This is a genomic window from Cupriavidus taiwanensis, from assembly GCF_900250115.1.
In the GTDB taxonomy this organism is placed as follows: Bacteria; Pseudomonadota; Gammaproteobacteria; order Burkholderiales; family Burkholderiaceae; genus Cupriavidus; species Cupriavidus taiwanensis_B.
In genome coordinates this window covers 2,160,549-2,180,298 of record NZ_LT984803.1, presented here as the reverse complement: position 1 = coordinate 2,180,298, position 19,750 = coordinate 2,160,549, and the positions used below count along the sequence as shown (strand labels likewise).

The following is a 19,750-nucleotide window of genomic DNA, read 5'->3' as shown; positions in this document are numbered from 1 at the left end:
GCAGACAACGAGAGAACCCATGACAGAGATCGCACTCGACATGCGCCACCACAAGCGCAGCTTTGCCGGCTACCAGCCCGAGCATTTCCTGTGGTCGGTGTCCGCCGACGGCAAGGTCGGCACCGTGACGCTGAACCGGCCTGAACGCAAGAACCCGCTGACCTTCGACTCCTACGCCGAGCTGCGCGACCTGTTCCGCGGCCTGTGCTACGCCGGCGACATCAAGGCGGTGGTGGTGACCGGCGCCGGCGGCAACTACTGCTCGGGCGGCGACGTGCACGAGATCATCGGTCCGCTGACGCGCATGTCGATGCCGGAGCTGCTCGACTTCACGCGCATGACCGGCGACCTGGTCAAGGCAATGCGCGCCTGCCCGCAGCCGGTGGTGAGCGCGGTCGACGGCATCTGCGCCGGCGCCGGCGCGATGATGGCGCTGGCTTCCGATATGCGCCTGGGCACGGCGCAGGCCAAGACCGCGTTCCTGTTCACGCGCGTCGGCCTGGCCGGTGCCGACATGGGCGCGTGCACGCTGCTGCCGCGCGTGATCGGGCAAGGCCGTGCCAGCGAGCTGCTGTACACCGGCCGCTCGATGAGTGCGGAAGAAGGGTTGCAGTGGGGCTTCTTCAACGCGCTGCACCCGTCCGCAGCGGTGCTGGAGCAGGCGCAGGCGCTGGCCGCGCAACTGGCCGCCGGCCCGACCTTTGCCCACGGCGTGACCAAGAAGCTGCTGCACCAGGAATGGAACATGGGCCTGGACGAGGCCATCGAGGCCGAGGCCGAGGCGCAGGCCATCTGCATGCAGACGCGCGATTTCCGCCGCGCCTATGAGGCCTTCGTCGCCAAGACCAAGCCGGTCTTCGAAGGGGACTGAAGCGCCATGTCCGACAAGACCTACCTCGAACTGCCGCTGTTCGACGACGCCCACCGCGCGCTGGAGCGCAAACTCGACGCATGGTGCGGACAAAACCTGCGGGTCGACCACAGCGATACCGACGCCGCGTGCCGCGCGCTGGTGCGGCAGCTGGGCGAGGCCGGCTGGCTGCGCTACTGCGTGCCGGCCGCGCATGGCGGCATGCTGCCGCAGCTCGATTCGCGCTCGCTGTGCCTGCTGCGCGAGACCCTGGCGCGCCATGACGGCCTGGCCGATTTTGCCTTTGCCATGCAGGGGCTGGGCTCGGGCGCGATCTCGCTGGCGGGCAGCGACGCGCTGCGCGCGCGCTACCTGCCGCGCGTGGCCCGCGGCGAGGCGATTGCCGCGTTCGCGCTGTCGGAGCCGGAGGCCGGCTCGGATGTCGCCGCGATGCAATGCAGCGCGCGGCGGTCGGAAGACGGCAGCCACTATGTCATCGATGGCGCCAAGACCTGGATCTCGAACGGCGGCATCGCCGACTTCTACTGCGTGTTCGTGCGCACCGGCGAGGCCCCGGGCGCGCGCGGCATCACGGCCCTGGTGGTCGACGCCGACACGCCGGGCCTGACCATCGCCGAGCGCATCGACGTGATGGCGCCGCATCCGCTGGCGACGCTGCGCTTCGACCAATGCCGCGTGCCGGTGGCCAACCGGCTGGGCGAGGCGGGACAGGGCTTCAAGGTGGCGATGATGACGCTCGACATCTTCCGCGCCTCGGTTGCCGCGGCGGCGCTGGGCTTCGGCCGCGCCGCGCTGGACGATGCGCTGGCGCGTGCCCGCGCGCGCCCGATGTTCGGCGGCGTGCTGGCCGACCTGCAACTGACCCAGGCCGCGATCGGCGACATGGCCACCGCCATCGACGCGGCGGCGCTGCTGACCTACCGTGCGGCCTGGCTGCGCGATGTGAAGGGGCAGCGCACCACGCGCGAGGCGGCCATGGCCAAGATGGTCGCCACCGAGAATGCGCAACAGGTGATCGACCGCGCGGTGCAGATGTTCGGCGGCCTCGGCGTCAAGGTCGGCACGCGCGTGGAAAGCCTGTACCGCGAGATCCGCTCGCTGCGCATCTATGAAGGCGCGACGGAAGTGCAGAAGCTGATCATCGCGCGCGAGACGCTGGCCGGGCAGCAGGCCTGAGCCGGGACCGTGCACCCCCGCGCCCCCCACGAACTGCCGTACCGATACAGAGCAGACAGGAGACAAGCCATGGCGACCACAGCCCACCTCGACACCTTCGCGCGCGACCGCCTGCCGCCGCGGGACCAGTGGCCGGTGTTCCGCTTCAATGCCGACACCGACTACCCCGAGCGGATCAATGCCGCGGTGGAGCTGGTCGACCGCCACGTGCGCGAAGGGCGCGGCGAGCGCATCGCCGTCCGCCATCGGCGCGACGGCCGCATCGAGACCGTGACCTATGCACAGCTCGCCGCGCTGGTGAACCGGATCGCCCACGTGCTGGTCGAGGACATGCGGCTGGTGCCCGGCAACCGCGTGCTGCTGCGCGGCCCCAACAACCTGATGATGGCGGCCAGCTGGCTGGCCACGCTGAAGGCGGGCCTGGTGGCGGTGCCGACCATGCCGCTGCTGCGCGCCGGGGAGCTCAAGCAGATTATCGACAAGGCGCAGGTCAGCGCCGCGCTGTGCGATGTGCGGCTGCGCGAGGAACTCGACGCCAACCAGCAGGCCGGCGGCGCATGGCATTGTCCGAGCCTGGCGCGCACGCTGTATTTCAACGGTGCAGGCGAGGGCTCGCTGGAGGCGGCGCTGGCCGGCAAGCCGGAGACTTTCGACGCCTGCGACACCGCCAGCGAGGATGTCTGCCTGATCGCGTTTACCAGCGGCACCACCGGCCAGCCCAAGGGCACCATGCATTTCCACCGCGACGTGCTGGCCATGTGCGACCTGTTCCCGCGCCATGTGCTGCGCTCTGCGCCAGACGACATCTTCTGCGGTACGCCGCCGATCGCGTTCACGTTCGGGCTGGGCGGCATGCTGTGCTTCCCGTTGCGCATCGGCGCCAGCACGGTGCTGGCGGAGAAGCTCACGCCCGAATCGCTGCTCGAGCTGATCCACGACTTCCGCGCCACCATCGTCTTTACCGCGCCCACCTTCTACCGGCAGATGGCGGCACTGGCGCCGCGCTTCGATATCTCCAGCCTGAGGCACAGCGTGTCCGCCGGCGAGGCGCTGCCCGACGCCACCCGGCAGAGCTGGAAGGCCGCCACCGGCATCGAGATGACCGATGGCATCGGCGGCACCGAGATGATGCACATCTTTATCTCCAGCGCCGGCGCCGAGGTCAGGCCGGGCGCGATCGGCAAGGTGGTGCCCGGCTACGTGGCACGGATCGTCGATGAGGAGATGCGGCCGCTGCCGCCGGGCCAGGTCGGCAAGCTCGCCGTGCAGGGCCCGACCGGCTGCCGCTACCTGGACGACCCGCGCCAGGCCAACTATGTGAAGGCCGGCTGGAACCTGCCGGGCGATACCTTCGTCGCCGACCCGGACGGCTATTACTTTTACCAGGCGCGCTCCGACGACATGATCATCTCGGCCGGCTACAACATCGCCGGGCCGGAGGTGGAGAGTGCGCTGATGCAGCATGAGGCGGTGGCCGAATGCGGCGTGGTCGGCGCGCCGGACGACGGCCGCGGCCAGGTGGTGATGGCCTACGTGGTGCTGCGCGCGGGCGTGGCCGCCGACGACGCCACCCGCGCCGCGCTGCAGGACCACGTGAAGCGCCAGATTGCCCCGTACAAGTACCCGCGCCGCATCGAGTTCGTGCCGGCGCTGCCGCGCACCGAGACCGGCAAGCTGCAGCGCTTCAGGCTGCGCCAGATGGCGGAGCAGGGGCCGAGTGGGGGCGATGGTGGCAAGCCAGGCCAGGGGCAACCATGAGCGACGTGTTCCGCAATACCGTGCAGGTGCGCTTCAAGCACTGCGATGCCGCCGGCATCGTGTTCTATCCACGCTATTTCGAGATGCTCAACGACCTGATCGAGGACTGGTTCGGCGAAGCGCTGGGCTGGCCGTTCGATGCCATGCACGGCGAGGGCCGCGCCGGCGTGCCGACGGCCGAGCTGGAGTGCCGCTTTCTCGCGCCGAGCCGGCTGGGCGAGCAGCTCACGCGCGAATTGCGCGTGCTGAAGCTGGGCCAGTCCAGCTTCACGCTGGCGATCCGCTTCGCCGGCCCGCACGACGATACCCGCATGGAAGTGACGCAACGGCTGGTCTGCGTCGATACCGGCGCGATTGCGCCGCAGCCGCTGCCCGAACCCGTGCGCGAGGCCATGGCGCGCTATCTGGTGGCCGCGGCCTGAACCCGGATTTCCATCCATCCATACCAAGCAACCACAGGGAAACGACATGAAGATCCTGCAGCCGCCCGACTGGGCGCCGCCGCGCGGCTACGCCAACGGCATGATGACCGAGATCCAGGCCGGCAGCCGGCTGCTGTTCATCAGCGGCCAGATCGGCTGGAACAGCCAGTGCGAATTCGAGACCGACGACTTCGGCCTGCAGGTGGCGCAGACCCTGCGCAATGTGGTGGCGGTGCTGGCGGCCGGCGATGCGCGGCCCGAACATATCGCGCGCATGACCTGGTATGTGAAGGACAAGGCCGAATATGTCGGCGCCTATGGGGCGATCGGCGAACATTACCGGGCCATCATCGGCCGCCACTTTCCGGCGATGACCGCGGTCGAGGTCGCCGACCTGGTCGAGCCGCGCGCGAAGGTGGAAATCGAGGTGACTGCGGTGGTGCCACCGCAGCTGTGATTTGCACGCCGCCGGTACAACCGGGAGTGCACGGACCGCGTGCGCGGCCGGCGGTATTGCCGCCTGCCGCGCGCAAGTCCTTGAAAACTTGAGAAATTGGGTGGCGCGGGATATAATTCGAAAGTTTCGCTTTCAGAACCCTTCACCCTAGCGCCAACCGCTTTCCACCTTCCGCCGCCCCCATCCGCGCCGCTTTTGCCGTTCACACTTGATGTGATTCAAAAAGCATGCCGCAACCGGATCCGACCGCATCGGCGCAATGCCGCTGCCGCCGTCACGGATCCAGCCTGGGAGGCACGAGGCGTCGATTGGTCGGTCACGGGGTGAGTCCAGCAGGAGCCTACCCGTGTTACCGTCTTTTCCGTCCGCCATTCTCGCGCTAGCAGACGGCACGGTCTTTCGTGGCTATTCCATTGGCGCTTCCGGCCATACCATCGGCGAAGTGGTGTTCAACACCGCCATCACCGGTTACCAGGAAATCCTCACCGACCCGAGCTATTCGCGGCAGATCGTCACGCTGACGTATCCGCATATCGGCAACTACGGTGTCAATCCTGAGGATGTCGAAGCCACGAAAGTCCATGCCGCCGGCCTGATCATCAAGGATCTGCCGATCCTGGCCTCCAACTTCCGCAAGGAGCACACCCTTGGCCACTACCTGAAGCAGGAAAAGGTGGTGGCGATCGCCGGCATCGATACGCGCAAGCTGACGCGTATCCTGCGCGAGAAGGGCGCCCAGAACGGCTGCATCCTGGCTGGCGAGGACAACGTGCAGAAGGCCATCGACCTGGCCCGCTCGTTCCCCGGCCTGGCCGGCATGGACCTGGCCAAGGTGGTGTCGGTCAAGGAACCGTACCAATGGACCCAGTCCGAATGGAAGCTGGGCGAGGGCTACGGCAAGCAGCGGCAGCCGCAGTTCCACGTGGTCGCCTATGACTACGGCGTCAAGTACAACATCCTGCGCATGCTGGCCGAGCGCGGCTGCAAGGTCACGGTGCTGCCCGCCCAGGCGAGCGCGGCCGATGCGCTGGCGCTGAATCCGGACGGCGTGTTCCTGTCCAACGGCCCCGGCGACCCCGAGCCGTGCGACTACGCCATCGCCGCCACGCGCGAGTTCATCGAGCGCGGCATCCCGACCTTCGGCATCTGCCTGGGCCACCAGATCATGGCCCTGGCGGTCGGCGCCAAGACCCTGAAGATGAAATTCGGCCACCACGGCGCCAACCATCCGGTCAAGGACCTGGACGACGGCCGGGTGGTGATCACATCGCAGAACCACGGCTTCGCGGTCGATGCGGACACGCTGCCGGCGAACGTGCGCGTCACGCACAAGTCGCTGTTCGACGGCTCGCTGCAGGGTTTCGCGCTGACCGACAAGCCGGCGTTCTGCTTCCAGGGCCATCCGGAAGCCTCGCCCGGCCCGAACGACGTGGCTTACCTGTTCGACCGCTTCATCCAGCTGATGACCGACGCGCGCAAGTAAGCGCGCGGGCACAGCGAGCGAGACCCCGGGACATCCCATGAACGCCTTCATGCATACCGCTTTCGGCATTACCGACTTCTGGACCTATGTGCTGGGCACGATCTTCATCGTGCTGCTGCCGGGCCCGAATTCGATGTACGTGCTGTCGGTGGCGGCGCAGCGCGGCGTGCGCGCCGGCTACAAGGGCGCGTGCGGGGTGTTCCTGGGCGACGCGGTGCTGATGGTGCTGTCGGCGGCGGGCGTGGCCTCGCTGCTCAAGGCCAGCCCGGCGCTGTTCTACGTGGTGAAGTACGTCGGCGCCGCCTACCTGGCGTGGATCGGCTTCAACATGCTGCGCGGCGCGCTGCGCAGCTGGGCCGCGCGCGGCGATGCCACCAGCGCCGCGGTGCCTTCGGCCACGCCGGACCAGTCCGACCCGTTCCGCAAGGCGCTGCTGATCAGCCTGCTGAACCCGAAGGCGATCCTGTTCTTCATCTCGTTCTTCATCCAGTTCGTCGACCCTGCCTTTGCTTACCCGGTGCTGTCGTTCGGCGTGCTGGGGCTGGTGTGCCAGATCTGCAGCTTTGCTTACCTGACCACGATCATCTTCGTGGGCGCGAAGCTGGCCGAAGCGTTCCGGCGCCGCCGCCGGCTGTCGGCCGGCATGTCCAGCGGGGTAGGCGCGATGTTCATCGGCTTCGGCGCCAAGCTGGCGACGGCCACGATGAACTGAGCAAGACAATATTTTCGAATCCCGACGGATTCCCTGATTACCGGCGCGGTCCGCAGGCAAGGCGGGCCGGCCCATAAAGAGAGCGTGCAATGCCAAAACGCACAGACATCAAGAGCATCCTGATCATCGGCGCGGGCCCCATCATCATCGGCCAGGCGTGCGAGTTCGACTATTCCGGCGCCCAGGCCTGCAAGGCCCTGCGCGAGGAAGGCTTCAAGGTCATCCTGGTCAACTCCAACCCGGCGACCATCATGACCGACCCGGCCACGGCCGACGTGACCTACATCGAGCCGATCACCTGGGAAGTGGTCGAACGCATCATCGAGAAGGAGCGCCCGGATGCGATCCTGCCGACCATGGGCGGCCAGACCGCGCTGAACTGCGCGCTGGACCTGCACCGCCATGGCGTGCTGGACAAGTACAAGGTCGAACTGATCGGCGCGTCGCCCCAGGCCATCGACAAGGCCGAGGACCGCCAGAAGTTCAAGGACGCGATGACCAAGATCGGCCTCGGCTCGGCCAAGTCCGGCATCGCCCACTCGATGGACGAGGCCGTCGCCGTGCAGGCCCGCATCGCCCAGGACACCGGCACCAGCGGCTACCCGATCGTGATCCGTCCGTCGTTCACGCTGGGCGGCACCGGCGGCGGCATCGCCTACAACCGCGAAGAGTTCGAAGAGATCTGCAAGCGCGGCCTGGACCTGTCGCCCACGCGCGAGCTGCTGATCGAGGAATCGCTGCTGGGCTGGAAAGAGTATGAGATGGAAGTGGTCCGCGACAAGCAGGACAACTGCATCATCATCTGCTCGATCGAGAACCTGGACCCGATGGGCATCCACACCGGCGACTCGATCACGGTGGCTCCGGCCCAGACCCTGACCGACAAGGAATACCAGATCCTGCGCAATGCCTCGCTGGCGGTGCTGCGCGAGATCGGCGTCGACACCGGCGGCTCCAACGTGCAGTTCTCGATCAACCCGAAGGACGGTCGCATGATCGTCATCGAGATGAACCCGCGCGTGTCGCGCTCGTCGGCGCTGGCCTCGAAGGCCACCGGCTTCCCGATCGCCAAGGTCGCGGCCAAGCTGGCGGTGGGCTACACCCTGGACGAACTGAAGAACGAGATCACCGGCGGTGCCACCCCGGCCTCGTTCGAGCCCTCGATCGACTACGTGGTCACCAAGGTGCCGCGCTTCGCCTTCGAGAAATTCCCGCAGGCCGACAGCCACCTGACCACCCAGATGAAGTCGGTGGGCGAGGTGATGGCGATGGGCCGCACGTTCCAGGAATCGTTCCAGAAGGCCCTGCGCGGGCTGGAAGTGGGCGTCGACGGCCTGGACGAGAAGTCCACCGACCGCGACGAGATCGTCGAGGAGGTCGGCGAGCCGGGCCCGGACCGCATCTGGTACGTCGGTGACGCGTTCCGCCTGGGCATGTCGCTGGAAGAGATCTATCACGAGACCGCCATCGACCCGTGGTTCCTGGCCCAGATCGAGGACATCGTCCGCACCGAGGGCCAGGTCAAGTCGCGCACGCTCGACAGCCTGTCGACCGCCGAACTGCGCTTCCTGAAGCAGAAGGGCTTCTCCGACCGCCGCCTGGCGCGGCTGCTGAAGACCGACGCCCGCGCCGTGCGCGAGGCGCGCATCGCGCAGAACGTGCGCCCGGTGTACAAGCGCGTTGATACCTGCGCGGCCGAGTTCGCCACCAACACCGCCTACATGTACTCGACCTACGAGGCCGAGCATGGCGAGTGCGAGGCGGCGCCGACCGACAAGAAGAAGATCATGGTGCTGGGCGGCGGCCCGAACCGGATCGGCCAGGGCATCGAGTTCGACTACTGCTGCGTGCACGCCGCGCTGGCGCTGCGCGAAGACGGGTACGAGACCATCATGGTCAACTGCAACCCGGAGACCGTGTCGACCGACTATGACACCTCGGACCGCCTGTACTTCGAGCCGCTGACGCTGGAAGACGTGCTCGAGATCGTCGACAAGGAAAAGCCGGTCGGCGTGATCGTGCAGTACGGCGGCCAGACCCCGCTGAAGCTGGCGCTGGACCTGGAGCGCAATGGCGTGCCCATCATCGGCACCAGCCCCGACATGATCGACGCGGCCGAAGACCGCGAGCGCTTCCAGAAGCTGCTGCAGGATCTGGGCCTGCGCCAGCCGCCCAACCGCACCGCGCGTGCCGAGGACGAGGCGCTGCGCCTGGCCGAGGAAATCGGCTACCCGCTGGTGGTGCGCCCGTCGTATGTGCTGGGCGGCCGTGCCATGGAGATCGTGCATGAGCCGCGCGACCTCGAGCGCTACATGCGCGAGGCGGTCAAGGTCTCCAACGACTCCCCGGTGCTGCTCGACCGCTTCCTGAACGACGCCATCGAGTGCGATGTCGATGCGCTGTGCGACGGCAAGCGCGTGTTCATCGGCGGCGTGATGGAGCACATCGAGCAGGCTGGCGTGCACTCGGGCGATTCCGCCTGCTCGCTGCCGCCGTACTCGCTGTCGGCCGAGACCGTGGCGGAACTGAAGCGCCAGACCGCGGCCATGGCCAAGGCCCTGAACGTGGTCGGCCTGATGAACGTGCAGTTTGCCATCCAGCAGAACAACGGTGTCGACACCGTCTACGTGCTGGAAGTGAACCCGCGCGCGTCGCGTACCGTGCCGTACGTGTCCAAGGCCACCGGCATGCAGCTGGCCAAGATCGCCGCGCGCTGCATGGCCGGCCAGTCGCTGGACGAGCAGGGCGTCGCCGACGAGGTCATCCCGCCGTACTACAGCGTCAAGGAAGCGGTGTTCCCGTTCAACAAGTTCCCGGGCGTGGATCCGGTGCTCGGACCCGAAATGCGTTCGACCGGCGAAGTGATGGGTGTGGGCAAGAGCTTCGGCGAGGCCCTGTTCAAGAGCCAGCTGGCCGCGGGCTCGCGCCTGCCTGAGAAGGGCGCCGTGCTGATCACCGTGAAGGACAGCGACAAGCCGCGCGCCGTGGCCGTGGCCCGCATGCTGCACGACATGGGCTACCCGATCGTCGCCACGCGCGGCACCGCCTCGGCGATCGAGGCCGCCGGCATCCCGGTCAAGGTGGTCAACAAGGTCAAGGACGGCCGTCCGCATATCGTCGACATGATCAAGAACGGCGAACTGGCGCTGGTGTTCACCACCGTGGACGAAACCCGCGGCGCGATCGCCGATTCGCGCTCGATCCGTATCTCGGCGCTGGCCCACCGCATTCCTTACTACACCACCATCGCCGGCGCCCGTGCCGCGGTGGAGGGCCTGAAGCACATGCAGAGCCTGGAAGTGTATGACCTCCAGGGCCTGCACGCTTCGCTGGCCTGAGGTCCGCAAGTTAGGTAAACGCCACCTCGCAAAGGCCGGGCGCATGGGCGCCCCGCTATCCCAGGAAGCCCGCCGGAGTTGCTGCCGGCGGGCTTCCTGGCCTAAACTACGTCAAATTCGTCGATCGATGCGGCCTGCCCGCGTTCGATCCTGTCTGAAAGCCGCGGTTGAGCGGAAGTGTCCTGGCGGTGTATGCCGGGGATGGCTCCAGCTCCGCTGCGGCTCATTTTTTTGTTGAACCAAGACATGAGCACCATTCCGATTACCAAGCGTGGCGCCGAGCTGCTCAAGGAAGAGCTGCAGCGCCTCAAGGCTGTCGAGCGTCCGGCGGTGATCAATGCCATCTCCGAAGCACGCGCCCAGGGCGACCTGTCCGAAAACGCCGAATACGACGCCGCCAAGGAAAAGCAGGCTTTTATCGAAGGCCGCATCATCGAGGTAGAGTCGAAGCTGTCGACTGCGCAGGTCATCGACCCGACCCAGCTGGATACCGATGGCCGCATCGTCTTCGGCGCGACCGTCGACCTGGAAGACCTGGAGTCCGGCAAGCCGGTCAGCTACCAGATCGTGGGCGATGACGAGGCCGACCTCGAAACTGGCAAGATCTCGGTCAGTTCGCCGATCGCGCGCGCGCTGATCGGCAAGTTCGAAGGCGACGTCGCCACCGTGCTGGCCCCTGGCGGCGAGCGCGAGTACGAAGTCATTACCGTCCGCTACATCTGACGCCGGCCCGGCCGGCAGGCTTGCGCCCGTCCGGCCGCCGGAAAGACCGGTTCGTGTTCTCCAGTTCCTATAACAATCTGCCGCCGCTGCCGCATCGCATCTTCCTGTTGCTGACGGTGGTATGGGCGGGCAGCCTGTGGACCGTCGGCTACATGGTGGCGCCGACGCTGTTTTCGGTGCTGCCCAGCCGCGAGATGGCGGGCATGATCGCCGGTCACTTGTTCCATACCGAAGCCATCGTCGGCGTGACCATCGGCGTGCTGCAGCTGGTGCTGTGCAACGTGATGATCCGGCGCGGCGCCCACCGCTACCGCGGCCTGCGATGGCTGGTGCTGGGCATGCTGTGCTGCGTGCTGGTCGGCTACTTCGGTATCCAGCCGTTCATGGGCAGTCTGAAGGAAAAGGCGCTGGCGCTGGGCGTTGGCGTTTCGGACTCGCCTTACAAGGCGCAGTTCGGCATGCTGCACGGCGTGTCCAGCGCTTTCTATCTGCTGCAAAGCCTGCTGGCGCTAGTGCTGGTGTGGCGCGCTTCGGCGCCGCGTTCGGCCGGCGAGTAGGCCCGGCCGCCGGCACCGCCACGGGCGTGGCTTGCCGGCATCGGGGGCGCCGGGCGGCACCCCGTGGTGCGGGCAGCTGGCAGTGTTCAGCCCAGCGCCTTCTTCTTCTGGCTGGCCGGGCGGGCGCGCGAGCGCTTCACGTTGCCGCCGGCGGTGACGCGCTGGTTGCCCAGCACCGTGACTTCCTTGCGGGTCGGACGGCGGTTCGGGGCGGCGCTGGGCTTCTTCACCGTGACCGTGCGCGGGGCGGCGCCGCCGCGGCGGGCGGGCGTGTGCCGGCCGAGGTCTTCGGCCTGGTTTTCCTTCAGGCGGGCTTCGCCCGGACGCCAGACCACCAGCAGTTTGCCGATATGCTGGATCGGCGCGGCGCTGAGCTGGTCGCAGATTTCCTCGTAGATGGCGATGCGCGCTTCGCGGTCGTCGCCGAACACGCGGATCTTGATCAGGTCGTGGGCGGCCAGGCTGCGGTCGATCTCGGCCAGCACGGCGCGGGTCAGGCCTTCGGCGCCGACCATCACGACCGGATTCAGGGCATGGGCACGGGAGCGCAGGTCGGAACGCTGGGCGGGAACTAGTTGTAGAGCGGGCATAGGTTGGCGCCGGATAAGGCGCTTGAAATAGTGATAGAGCGCTTGGCGCTGGTAATCGGGCGCTGCCGCCCGCGCCGGTCGTGACACGGCGCGCAGAAACAGGCTGCCGGCGGCCACCGGATGGCGGCAAGCCGGGATGCGGATTGGCGCGTATTATCCGACAATCCGGCACTGTCGGGCAGCAAAATCATCAAAACAGTAGGAAAACCTGCGCCGCCGGCCCGGCCGGCGCCCGCGGGCAGGGAACAGGCTGGTATCTGGCATGGCAAAGAACAAGTTCAACCATTCGTGGCTGCACGACCACATCAACGATCCGTACGTGAAAATGGCGCAGCGCGAGGGCTACCGTGCCCGCGCGGCGTACAAGCTCAAGGAGATCGACGAGCAGGACAAGCTGATCCGCCCGGGCCAGGTCATCGTCGACCTGGGCGCGGCGCCCGGCAGCTGGAGCCAGTACGCCCGCAACAAGCTGGCCGACTCGCCCCGGGCCAGGGACGGCCGGATCGACGGCGCCGTCGTGGCGATCGACCTGCTGCCGATGGAACCTGTCGCCGACGTTACGTTCATCCAGGGCGACTTCCGCGAGGAATCTGTCTTCCGAGAACTCGAAAGTGTGGTGCTGGACGCCTCCGGCGGCCACAAGATCGACCTTGTTTTGTCCGACATGGCCCCCAATTTGTCCGGTGTGGCCTCCGCCGACGCCGCCCGGATCGAGTACCTGTGCGACCTGGCGCTGGAATTTGCCCAGGCCCACCTTAAGCCGGAGGGAGCATTGCTGGTAAAGTGTTTCCACGGGAGCGGCTACAGCCAGATCGTGGAAAAGTTCAAGCGGCAGTTCAAAGTGGTCGCGAAGCGCAAGCCCAAGGCGTCGCGCGACAAGTCTTCCGAAACCTTTATCCTTGGGCGCTACCTCAAGACAGTGGATTGACCGATCTCGATACAAGCCAGGGCGGAAGAAGAAATGTAGAGGGAAATACCCTCACCCGGTGCTATCGGCATCATAGTTTCTCTGTTTCCCCTCGAGGGCGGGGGCTGCATTACAATGCAGCTATCCGTTGGCAAGGCAATTGCAAAGGAGTTCGGCCTTGAATAACAACCTGTTTCAAAAGGCGGCAATCTGGCTCGTGATCGCGCTGGTGTTGTTTACCGTCTTCAAGCAGTTCGACAAGCCCCGTGCGCAGGACAGCGTCACCTATTCGCAGTTCATGGATGACGCCAAGAACGGCAAGGTGTCGCGTGTCGACGTGCAGGGCCGCAACCTGGTGGTCTCGCCCAAGGAAGGGGCCAAGTACACCATCATCTCGCCGGGCGACATCTGGATGGTCGGCGACCTGATGAAATACGGCGTCCAGGTCACCGGCAAGGCGGATGACGAACCCAACGTGCTGGTCCAGGCCCTGTACTACCTCGGGCCGACCCTGCTGATCATCGTGTTCTGGTTCTACATGATGCGTCAGATGCAGGGTGGCGGAAAAGGCGGCGCATTCTCATTTGGCAAGTCGCGTGCGCGGCTGATCGACGAAAACCAGAACGCCGTCACGTTCCAGGACGTGGCTGGCTGCGACGAGTCCAAGGAAGAAGTGGTCGAGCTGGTCGACTTCCTCAAGGATCCGCAGAAGTTCCAGAAGCTGGGCGGCCGCATCCCGCGCGGCGTGCTGCTGGTCGGCCCTCCGGGTACCGGCAAGACGCTGCTGGCGCGTGCCATCGCCGGCGAGGCCAAGGTGCCGTTCTTCAGCATCTCCGGTTCCGACTTCGTCGAAATGTTCGTCGGCGTGGGCGCGGCCCGTGTCCGCGACATGTTCGAGAACGCCAAGAAGCAGGCGCCCTGCATCGTGTTCATCGATGAAATCGACGCGGTCGGCCGCCATCGTGGCGCCGGCATGGGCGGCGGCAACGACGAGCGCGAGCAGACCCTGAACCAGATGCTGGTCGAGATGGACGGCTTCGAGGCCAACTCGGGCGTGATCGTGATCGCCGCGACCAACCGTGCCGACGTGCTGGACAAGGCGCTGCTGCGTCCGGGCCGTTTCGACCGCCAGGTCTACGTAGGCCTGCCGGACATCCGCGGTCGCGAGCAGATCCTGAAGGTCCATATGCGCAAGGTGCCGATCGGCAACGACGTCGACGCCTCGGTGATCGCGCGTGGCACCCCGGGCTTCTCGGGCGCCGACCTGGCCAATCTGGTCAACGAGGCCGCGCTGTTTGCCGCCCGCCGCAACAAGCGCGTGGTCGACATGCAGGACTTCGAGGACGCCAAGGACAAGATCTACATGGGTCCGGAGCGCAAGTCGACGGTGATGCGCGAGGAAGAGCGCCGCGCCACGGCTTACCACGAGTCTGGCCATGCGGTGGTGGCCAAGCTGCTGCCCAAGGCCGACCCGGTGCACAAGGTCACCATCATGCCGCGTGGCTGGGCGCTGGGCGTAACCTGGCAACTGCCGGAGCATGACAAGTATTCGAAGTACAAGGACAGCATGCTGGAAGAGGTCGCCATCCTGTTCGGCGGCCGCGCGGCGGAAGAGGTCTTCCTCAACGCCATGAGCACCGGCGCTTCCAACGACTTCGAGCGTGCCACCAAGATCGCGCGCGACATGGTGACCCGCTTCGGCATGAGCGACTCGCTCGGCGCCATGGTCTATGTCGATACCGAGCAGGACGGCATGTTCGGCAAGCTGTCGTCGAAGACCGTGTCGGAGGCCACGCAGCAGAAGGTCGACGCCGAGATCCGCCGCATCATCGACGAGCAGTATGCGCTGGCCAAGCGCCTGCTCGAAGAGAACCGCGACAAGGTCGAGGCCATGACCAACGCGCTGATGGAATGGGAAACCATCGACGCCGACCAGGTCAACGACATCATGGCCGGCAAGCCGCCGCGCCCGCCGCGCAGCGCGTCGGGCCCGAACGGTGGCGGCAGCACGCCTTCGGGCGGCTCGCCGGTGGCGCCGACCAACGCGCCTGCCACGGCCTGATCCGGCGCTCGTCTCACTGACGACGCTGTAGCGATGGCTGTGTAGTGTCTCCCTGAAGCCGGTGCCTGGTGCACCGGCTTTTACGTTTGCGCGGCAGGTCCGCGCGCATGCCGAAGCCTTCCTATCTTGCAGCAGACGACTCAGACCCGGCACTTCCAGTGCGGCCGTTTCCGCTTTGCCCTGGACCAGCGCCCGCTGGTGATGGGCATCCTCAACGTCACGCCCGACTCCTTTTCAGACGGCGGCCAGTATGCCAGCCGCGATGCGGCGCTGCGCCATGCCGAGCAGATGATCGCCGAGGGCGTCGACATCATCGACATCGGCGGGGAATCGAGCCGGCCCGGTTCGGCGGCGCTGCCGCTGGCAGACGAGCTGGCACGCGTGATCCCGGTGGTGGAAGCGCTGCGCGACTGCGGCAAGCCGCTGTCGATCGACACCTACAAGCCCGAGGTCATGCGCGCCGCGCTAGCTGCCGGAGCCGATCTCATCAACGATATCTGGGGTTTGCGCATGCCAGGCGCGGTCGAGGCCGTGGCGGGCGGACAGGGGGGCCTGTGCGTCATGCATATGCAGCGCGATCCGCAGACCATGCAGGAAGACCCGCACTACGACGATGTGGTCGCCGAAGTCGCGCAGTTCCTGGCCGGGCGCGTCGCCGTGCTGCGCGCCGCCGGGATCGACGAGGCCCGGATCTGCCTCGATCCGGGGTTTGGCTTCGGCAAGACACCGGATCATAATTTGCGCCTGCTCGGGCAGTTGCCGAAGCTGGCGCCGGACGGCCTGCCGGTGCTGGCGGGCATCTCGCGCAAGTCCACGCTGGGCGCCATCCTGGGCGGCCGGCCACCGCAGCAGCGCATCGCCGCCAGCATTGCCGCGGCCGTGTGTGCGGTGGAGCGCGGTGCTTTTATCGTACGCGTGCATGATGTGGAGCAGACCGTCGACGCCGTCAAGACCTGGTGGGCCGTGCGCAACGAATCGGTCCGCTCCGGCTGAGCTGACGGGGCACTGACAGGCGGCAGCGCCACTAGGACAGAACACAGAAGAGAAAGGAAACAAATGACACGCAATTATTTCGGGACAGATGGCGTGCGGGGCAAGGTCGGCGACGCGCCGATCACGCCGGACTTTGTCATGCGCCTGGGCCATGCCGCGGGCAAGGTGCTGGCGCATGGCGCCAGGACCGGGCAGGGCAAGCCCACCGTGCTGATCGGCAAGGACACGCGCATTTCGGGCTACATGCTGGAAGCCGCGCTGGAAGCTGGCTTTACCTCGGCGGGCGTGCATGTGCTGCTGACCGGTCCGCTGCCGACCCCTGGCATCGCCTATCTGACCCGGGCGCTGCGGCTGTCGGCCGGCGTGGTGATCTCGGCCAGCCACAACCCCTACTACGACAACGGCATCAAGTTTTTCTCGGCCAGCGGCGACAAGCTGCCCGACGCGGTCGAGGCGGCGATCGAAGCTGCCATCGACGAGCCCATGGTGTGCGCCCCGTCGGACGACCTGGGACGCGCCCGTCGCATCGACGATGCCGCCGGCCGCTATATCGAGTTCTGCAAGAGCACGTTCCCGTATGAGCAGGACTTGCATGGCCTGAAGATCGTGGTCGACTGCGCCCATGGCGCGGCCTACCACATTGCGCCGCCGGTGTTCCATGAACTGGGCGCCGACGTGGTGGCCATCGGCAACCAGCCGAATGGCCGCAATATCAACGCCGGCTACGGCGCCACCGCGCCGGAGAAGCTGATCGAAGCGGTCAAGGCCAACGGCGCCGACCTGGGCCTGGCCTTCGATGGCGACGCGGACCGGCTGCAGGTGGTGGACGCGGACGGCCGGCTCTACAACGGCGATGAACTGCTGTATCTGATCGTGCGCGACCGCCAGGCCGCGGGCCACGCGGTGCCGGGCGCGGTCGGCACGCTGATGACCAATATGGCAGTGGAACTGGCGCTCAAGCGTGAGGGCGTCGACTTCGTGCGCGCCAAGGTGGGCGACCGCTATGTGCTGGAGGAACTGAACAAGCGTAACTGGACGCTGGGTGGCGAGGGTTCAGGCCACCTGCTGTGCCTGGATCGCCACAGCACCGGCGACGGCATCGTGTCGGCGCTGCAGGTGCTGGGCGCGCTGCGCCGCAGCGGCAAGACCCTGGCGCAACTGCTCGACGGCGTGAAGCTGTTCCCGCAGACGCTGATCAATGTGCGCGTGCAGAAGGGCTTCGATTGGCAGACCCATGCCGGCCTGCAGGCGGCGCGTGCCGAGGTAGAACCGGCCCTGGGGGACCGCGGCCGGGTACTGATCCGCGCCTCGGGCACCGAGCCCGTGGTGCGCGTGATGGTCGAGGCGGAGCAGGCCGACATGGCCGAGCGCGCAGCCAGAAAACTGGCGGACGCGCTGGGTGCCTGATAGCCCCAGCCGGGAAACGAGCGCCGGGTTTGTCCCGGCGTTTTTTTTATCTTGTTACGCAATTAACCGCCGTCATATTCCGCGCGCGGCAGAGCCCGGGCATTCCGTCATTACCTTGCTGCAGGCCAGTTTCAAGAAGATTTGAAGATGTCACGGAATTGTCATAGAGGCAGCATAAAGTTCGTCTTGTCAAAAATTTGTCATTCCCAACCAATGTTCTCTGGAGGACATATGAAGCTGGTCAAGACTGCCGTGGCAGGCATCGTTTCGATGGTGGTGGCGGGTACTGCGTTCGCGGCGGAAATTACCGGTGCAGGCGCTTCTTTCCCGGCGCCCGTGTATTCCAAGTGGGCCGACGCATATAACAAGGCAACGGGCAACAAGGTCAACTATCAATCCATCGGCTCGTCGGGCGGCATCAAGCAGATCGGTGCCAAGACGGTCGATTTCGGCGCCTCGGACGCACCGCTGAAGGACGAGGACCTGAACAAGCAGGGCCTGGTGCAGTTCCCGACCGTGATCGGCGGCGTGGTGCCGGTGATCAACCTGCAAGGCGTGAAGCCGGGCGAACTGACCATCACCGGCGAGGTGCTGGCCAACATCTACCTGGGCAAGATCAAGAAGTGGGACGACCCCGCCATCAAGGCGCTGAACCCGCAAGCCAAGCTGCCGAGCCAGGACATCCTGCCGGTGCGCCGCGCCGACGGTTCGGGCACCACCTTCATCTTCACCAACTACCTGTCCAAGGTCAGCGCTGACTGGAAGGGCACGGTGGGCGAGGGCACCACGGTCAACTGGCCGGGCGGCGGCACCGGCGGCAAGGGCAACGAGGGCGTGGCCGCCTTCGTGCAGCGCCTGAATGGTGCCATCGGCTATGTCGAGTACGCCTACGCCAAGCAGAACAAGATGACCCACGTGAACATGAAGAACGCGTCGGGCGCCGTGGTCAAGCCGGGTGACGACGCCTTCAAGGCCGCCGCCGCCGGCGCCGACTGGAGCAAGAGCTACTACCAGATCCTGACCAACCAGCCGGGCAAGGACGCATGGCCGATCGCCGGCGCCACCTTCATCCTGGTGCACAAGAACCAGGACAAGCCGGCGCAGGGTGCCGAAGTGCTGAAGTTCTTCGACTGGGCCTACAAGAACGGCACCGGCATGGCCGCCGACCTGGACTACGTGCCGCTGCCGGAGAACGTCGTCAACCAGATCCGCACGACCTGGAAGACGATCGTCAAGGATTCCGCAGGCAAGGCGCTGTACTGATCTGACGGTATCGCCGGCTCGCGCGCACGCGGGAGCCGGCGAACCCTCCCGAATTCTCCGACATGGCGACTATCCCCTCCGACACCCGCAACGTCCGGCCCCCGAGCCGCATGGGCGACATCCTGTTCGGCGGCCTGACGCGGGGCGCCGCAATCGTGACGCTGCTGCTGCTGGGCGGCATCATCGTCTCGCTCGCGATCAGCGCGTGGCCCTCGATCGAGGCCTTCGGCGCGCGCTTCCTGTGGTCCGCGGAGTGGGATCCTCCCGCCGATGTCTACGGTGCGCTGGTGCCGATCTACGGCACCATCGTGACCTCGCTGATCGCACTGATCATCGCGGTGCCGGTCAGCTTCGGCATCGCCCTGTTCCTGACCGAGCTGTCGCCGGCCTGGCTGCGCCGCCCGCTCGGCACCGCCATCGAGCTGCTGGCCGCGGTGCCGTCGATCGTCTATGGCATGTGGGGCCTGCTCGTGTTCGCGCCGATCTTCGGCGAGTATTTCCAGAAGCCCCTGGCCGCCACGGTGGGCCAGCTGCCGGTGATCGGCAAGCTGTTCCAGGGCGCGCCGCTGGGCATCGGCCTGCTGTGCGCGGGCGTGATCCTGGCGATCATGATCATCCCGTACATCGCCTCGGTGATGCGCGACGTGTTCGAAGTCACCCCGGTGCTGCTCAAGGAATCCGCCTACGGCGTGGGCTGCACCACCTGGGAGGTGATGTGGAACGTGGTGCTGCCCTACACCCGCGCCGGCGTCATCGGCGGCGTGATGCTGGGCCTGGGCCGCGCGCTGGGCGAGACCATGGCCGTCACCTTCGTGATCGGCAACACCAACCTGCTGGACAGCGCCTCGCTGTTCTCGCCGGGCAACAGCATCACCTCGGCGCTCGCCAACGAGTTCGCCGAAGCCGGCGCCGGCCTGCATACCGCCGCGCTGATGGAGCTGGGCCTGATCCTGTTCTTCATCACCTTCGTGGTGCTGGCGCTGTCCAAGCTGTTGCTGCTGCGACTGGCCAGGAATGAGGGCACCAAATGA

17 protein-coding genes are annotated in these 19,750 nt (G+C 66.5%); 16 read left to right on the top strand and 1 reads right to left on the bottom strand.

Annotation, left to right across the window (positions count from 1 at the left end; genetic code table 11):
* The first annotated feature begins 19 nt into the window (after positions 1-19).
* The 10 genes from CBM2586_RS10250 to CBM2586_RS10205 all read left to right on the top strand — a co-directional run bounded on the left by CBM2586_RS10250 (position 20) and on the right by CBM2586_RS10205 (position 11,497).
* Entirely contained in the window at positions 20-871 is an 852-nt protein-coding gene (locus CBM2586_RS10250) for an enoyl-CoA hydratase family protein (RefSeq protein ID WP_115687407.1), read from the top strand.
* A 6-nt stretch (positions 872-877) separates the two neighbouring features.
* On the top strand, positions 878-2,047 hold the full coding sequence (locus CBM2586_RS10245) for an acyl-CoA dehydrogenase family protein (protein WP_115687405.1): 1,170 nt from the start codon (positions 878-880) through the stop codon (positions 2,045-2,047).
* Between the two features lie 69 nt (positions 2,048-2,116).
* Entirely contained in the window at positions 2,117-3,805 is a 1,689-nt protein-coding gene (locus tag CBM2586_RS10240; protein ID WP_115687403.1) for an AMP-binding protein, read from the top strand.
* Positions 3,802-4,227 carry an acyl-CoA thioesterase gene (locus CBM2586_RS10235; protein WP_115661743.1) on the top strand — a complete coding sequence of 142 codons (426 nt, stop codon included), beginning with the start codon at positions 3,802-3,804 and terminating at the stop codon, positions 4,225-4,227. The genes CBM2586_RS10240 and CBM2586_RS10235 overlap by 4 nt, the downstream gene beginning before the upstream one ends.
* Before the next feature lie 46 nt (positions 4,228-4,273).
* A complete protein-coding gene (locus tag CBM2586_RS10230) occupies positions 4,274-4,684 on the top strand; it encodes a RidA family protein (RefSeq protein WP_115687401.1) in 411 nt (136 codons plus the stop codon).
* Between the two features lie 346 nt (positions 4,685-5,030).
* On the top strand, positions 5,031-6,167 hold the full coding sequence (carA, locus tag CBM2586_RS10225) for a glutamine-hydrolyzing carbamoyl-phosphate synthase small subunit (RefSeq protein WP_115687399.1): 1,137 nt from the start codon (positions 5,031-5,033) through the stop codon (positions 6,165-6,167).
* Between the two features lie 37 nt (positions 6,168-6,204).
* Positions 6,205-6,879, top strand: a complete 675-nt coding sequence (gene leuE / locus CBM2586_RS10220) for a leucine efflux protein LeuE (protein ID WP_115661746.1) — start codon at positions 6,205-6,207, stop codon at positions 6,877-6,879.
* A gap of 89 nt (positions 6,880-6,968) precedes the next feature.
* Positions 6,969-10,217, top strand: coding sequence for a carbamoyl-phosphate synthase large subunit (gene carB, locus CBM2586_RS10215; RefSeq protein ID WP_115687397.1), 3,249 nt, complete (start codon positions 6,969-6,971; stop codon positions 10,215-10,217).
* A 246-nt stretch (positions 10,218-10,463) separates the two neighbouring features.
* Positions 10,464-10,940, top strand: a complete 477-nt coding sequence (greA, locus tag CBM2586_RS10210; RefSeq protein ID WP_115661748.1) for a transcription elongation factor GreA — start codon at positions 10,464-10,466, stop codon at positions 10,938-10,940.
* A 53-nt stretch (positions 10,941-10,993) separates the two neighbouring features.
* Positions 10,994-11,497 (top strand): DUF4149 domain-containing protein, encoded by a 504-nt coding sequence (locus tag CBM2586_RS10205; RefSeq protein ID WP_115687395.1) that lies wholly within the window; start codon positions 10,994-10,996, stop codon positions 11,495-11,497.
* Between the two features lie 86 nt (positions 11,498-11,583).
* Here the strand turns inward: CBM2586_RS10205 and CBM2586_RS10200 are convergent, their stop codons facing one another.
* Positions 11,584-12,087, bottom strand: a complete 504-nt coding sequence (locus CBM2586_RS10200; RefSeq protein WP_115688721.1) for a YhbY family RNA-binding protein — start codon at positions 12,085-12,087, stop codon at positions 11,584-11,586.
* A 262-nt stretch (positions 12,088-12,349) separates the two neighbouring features.
* Here CBM2586_RS10200 and CBM2586_RS10195 point away from each other — a divergent pair, with 262 nt between their 5' ends.
* From CBM2586_RS10195 to pstC, 6 genes are all read left to right on the top strand, one after another.
* The gene (locus CBM2586_RS10195; protein ID WP_115661751.1) at positions 12,350-13,015 is read left to right on the top strand and encodes an RlmE family RNA methyltransferase; all 666 of its coding nucleotides are present in this window, start codon (positions 12,350-12,352) and stop codon (positions 13,013-13,015) included.
* Between the two features lie 157 nt (positions 13,016-13,172).
* Positions 13,173-15,056 carry an ATP-dependent zinc metalloprotease FtsH gene (ftsH, locus tag CBM2586_RS10190; protein ID WP_012353229.1) on the top strand — a complete coding sequence of 628 codons (1,884 nt, stop codon included), beginning with the start codon at positions 13,173-13,175 and terminating at the stop codon, positions 15,054-15,056.
* A 201-nt stretch (positions 15,057-15,257) separates the two neighbouring features.
* Positions 15,258-16,049 carry a dihydropteroate synthase gene (gene folP / locus CBM2586_RS10185; RefSeq protein ID WP_240987937.1) on the top strand — a complete coding sequence of 264 codons (792 nt, stop codon included), beginning with the start codon at positions 15,258-15,260 and terminating at the stop codon, positions 16,047-16,049.
* A 63-nt stretch (positions 16,050-16,112) separates the two neighbouring features.
* Entirely contained in the window at positions 16,113-17,456 is a 1,344-nt protein-coding gene (gene glmM / locus CBM2586_RS10180; protein ID WP_115687391.1) for a phosphoglucosamine mutase, read from the top strand.
* A 231-nt stretch (positions 17,457-17,687) separates the two neighbouring features.
* Entirely contained in the window at positions 17,688-18,719 is a 1,032-nt protein-coding gene (gene pstS, locus CBM2586_RS10175; protein WP_115661755.1) for a phosphate ABC transporter substrate-binding protein PstS, read from the top strand.
* Between the two features lie 62 nt (positions 18,720-18,781).
* Complete coding sequence (gene pstC / locus CBM2586_RS10170; RefSeq protein ID WP_115661756.1) at positions 18,782-19,750, top strand: phosphate ABC transporter permease PstC; 969 nt, start codon at positions 18,782-18,784, stop codon at positions 19,748-19,750.

Coding starts and splice junctions, on each gene's coding strand:
- glmM (WP_115687391.1), top strand. CDS start 16,113: ATGACACGCAATTATTTCGGGACAGATGGCGTGCGGGGCAAGGTCGGC.
- pstC (WP_115661756.1), top strand. CDS start 18,782: ATGGCGACTATCCCCTCCGACACCCGCAACGTCCGGCCCCCGAGCCGC.
- CBM2586_RS10245 (WP_115687405.1), top strand. CDS start 878: ATGTCCGACAAGACCTACCTCGAACTGCCGCTGTTCGACGACGCCCAC.
- folP (WP_240987937.1), top strand. CDS start 15,258: ATGGGCATCCTCAACGTCACGCCCGACTCCTTTTCAGACGGCGGCCAG.
- CBM2586_RS10195 (WP_115661751.1), top strand. CDS start 12,350: ATGGCAAAGAACAAGTTCAACCATTCGTGGCTGCACGACCACATCAAC.
- CBM2586_RS10250 (WP_115687407.1), top strand. CDS start 20: ATGACAGAGATCGCACTCGACATGCGCCACCACAAGCGCAGCTTTGCC.
- CBM2586_RS10240 (WP_115687403.1), top strand. CDS start 2,117: ATGGCGACCACAGCCCACCTCGACACCTTCGCGCGCGACCGCCTGCCG.
- carB (WP_115687397.1), top strand. CDS start 6,969: ATGCCAAAACGCACAGACATCAAGAGCATCCTGATCATCGGCGCGGGC.
- leuE (WP_115661746.1), top strand. CDS start 6,205: ATGAACGCCTTCATGCATACCGCTTTCGGCATTACCGACTTCTGGACC.
- CBM2586_RS10235 (WP_115661743.1), top strand. CDS start 3,802: ATGAGCGACGTGTTCCGCAATACCGTGCAGGTGCGCTTCAAGCACTGC.
- CBM2586_RS10200 (WP_115688721.1), bottom strand. CDS start 12,087: ATGCCCGCTCTACAACTAGTTCCCGCCCAGCGTTCCGACCTGCGCTCC.
- CBM2586_RS10230 (WP_115687401.1), top strand. CDS start 4,274: ATGAAGATCCTGCAGCCGCCCGACTGGGCGCCGCCGCGCGGCTACGCC.
- greA (WP_115661748.1), top strand. CDS start 10,464: ATGAGCACCATTCCGATTACCAAGCGTGGCGCCGAGCTGCTCAAGGAA.
- pstS (WP_115661755.1), top strand. CDS start 17,688: ATGAAGCTGGTCAAGACTGCCGTGGCAGGCATCGTTTCGATGGTGGTG.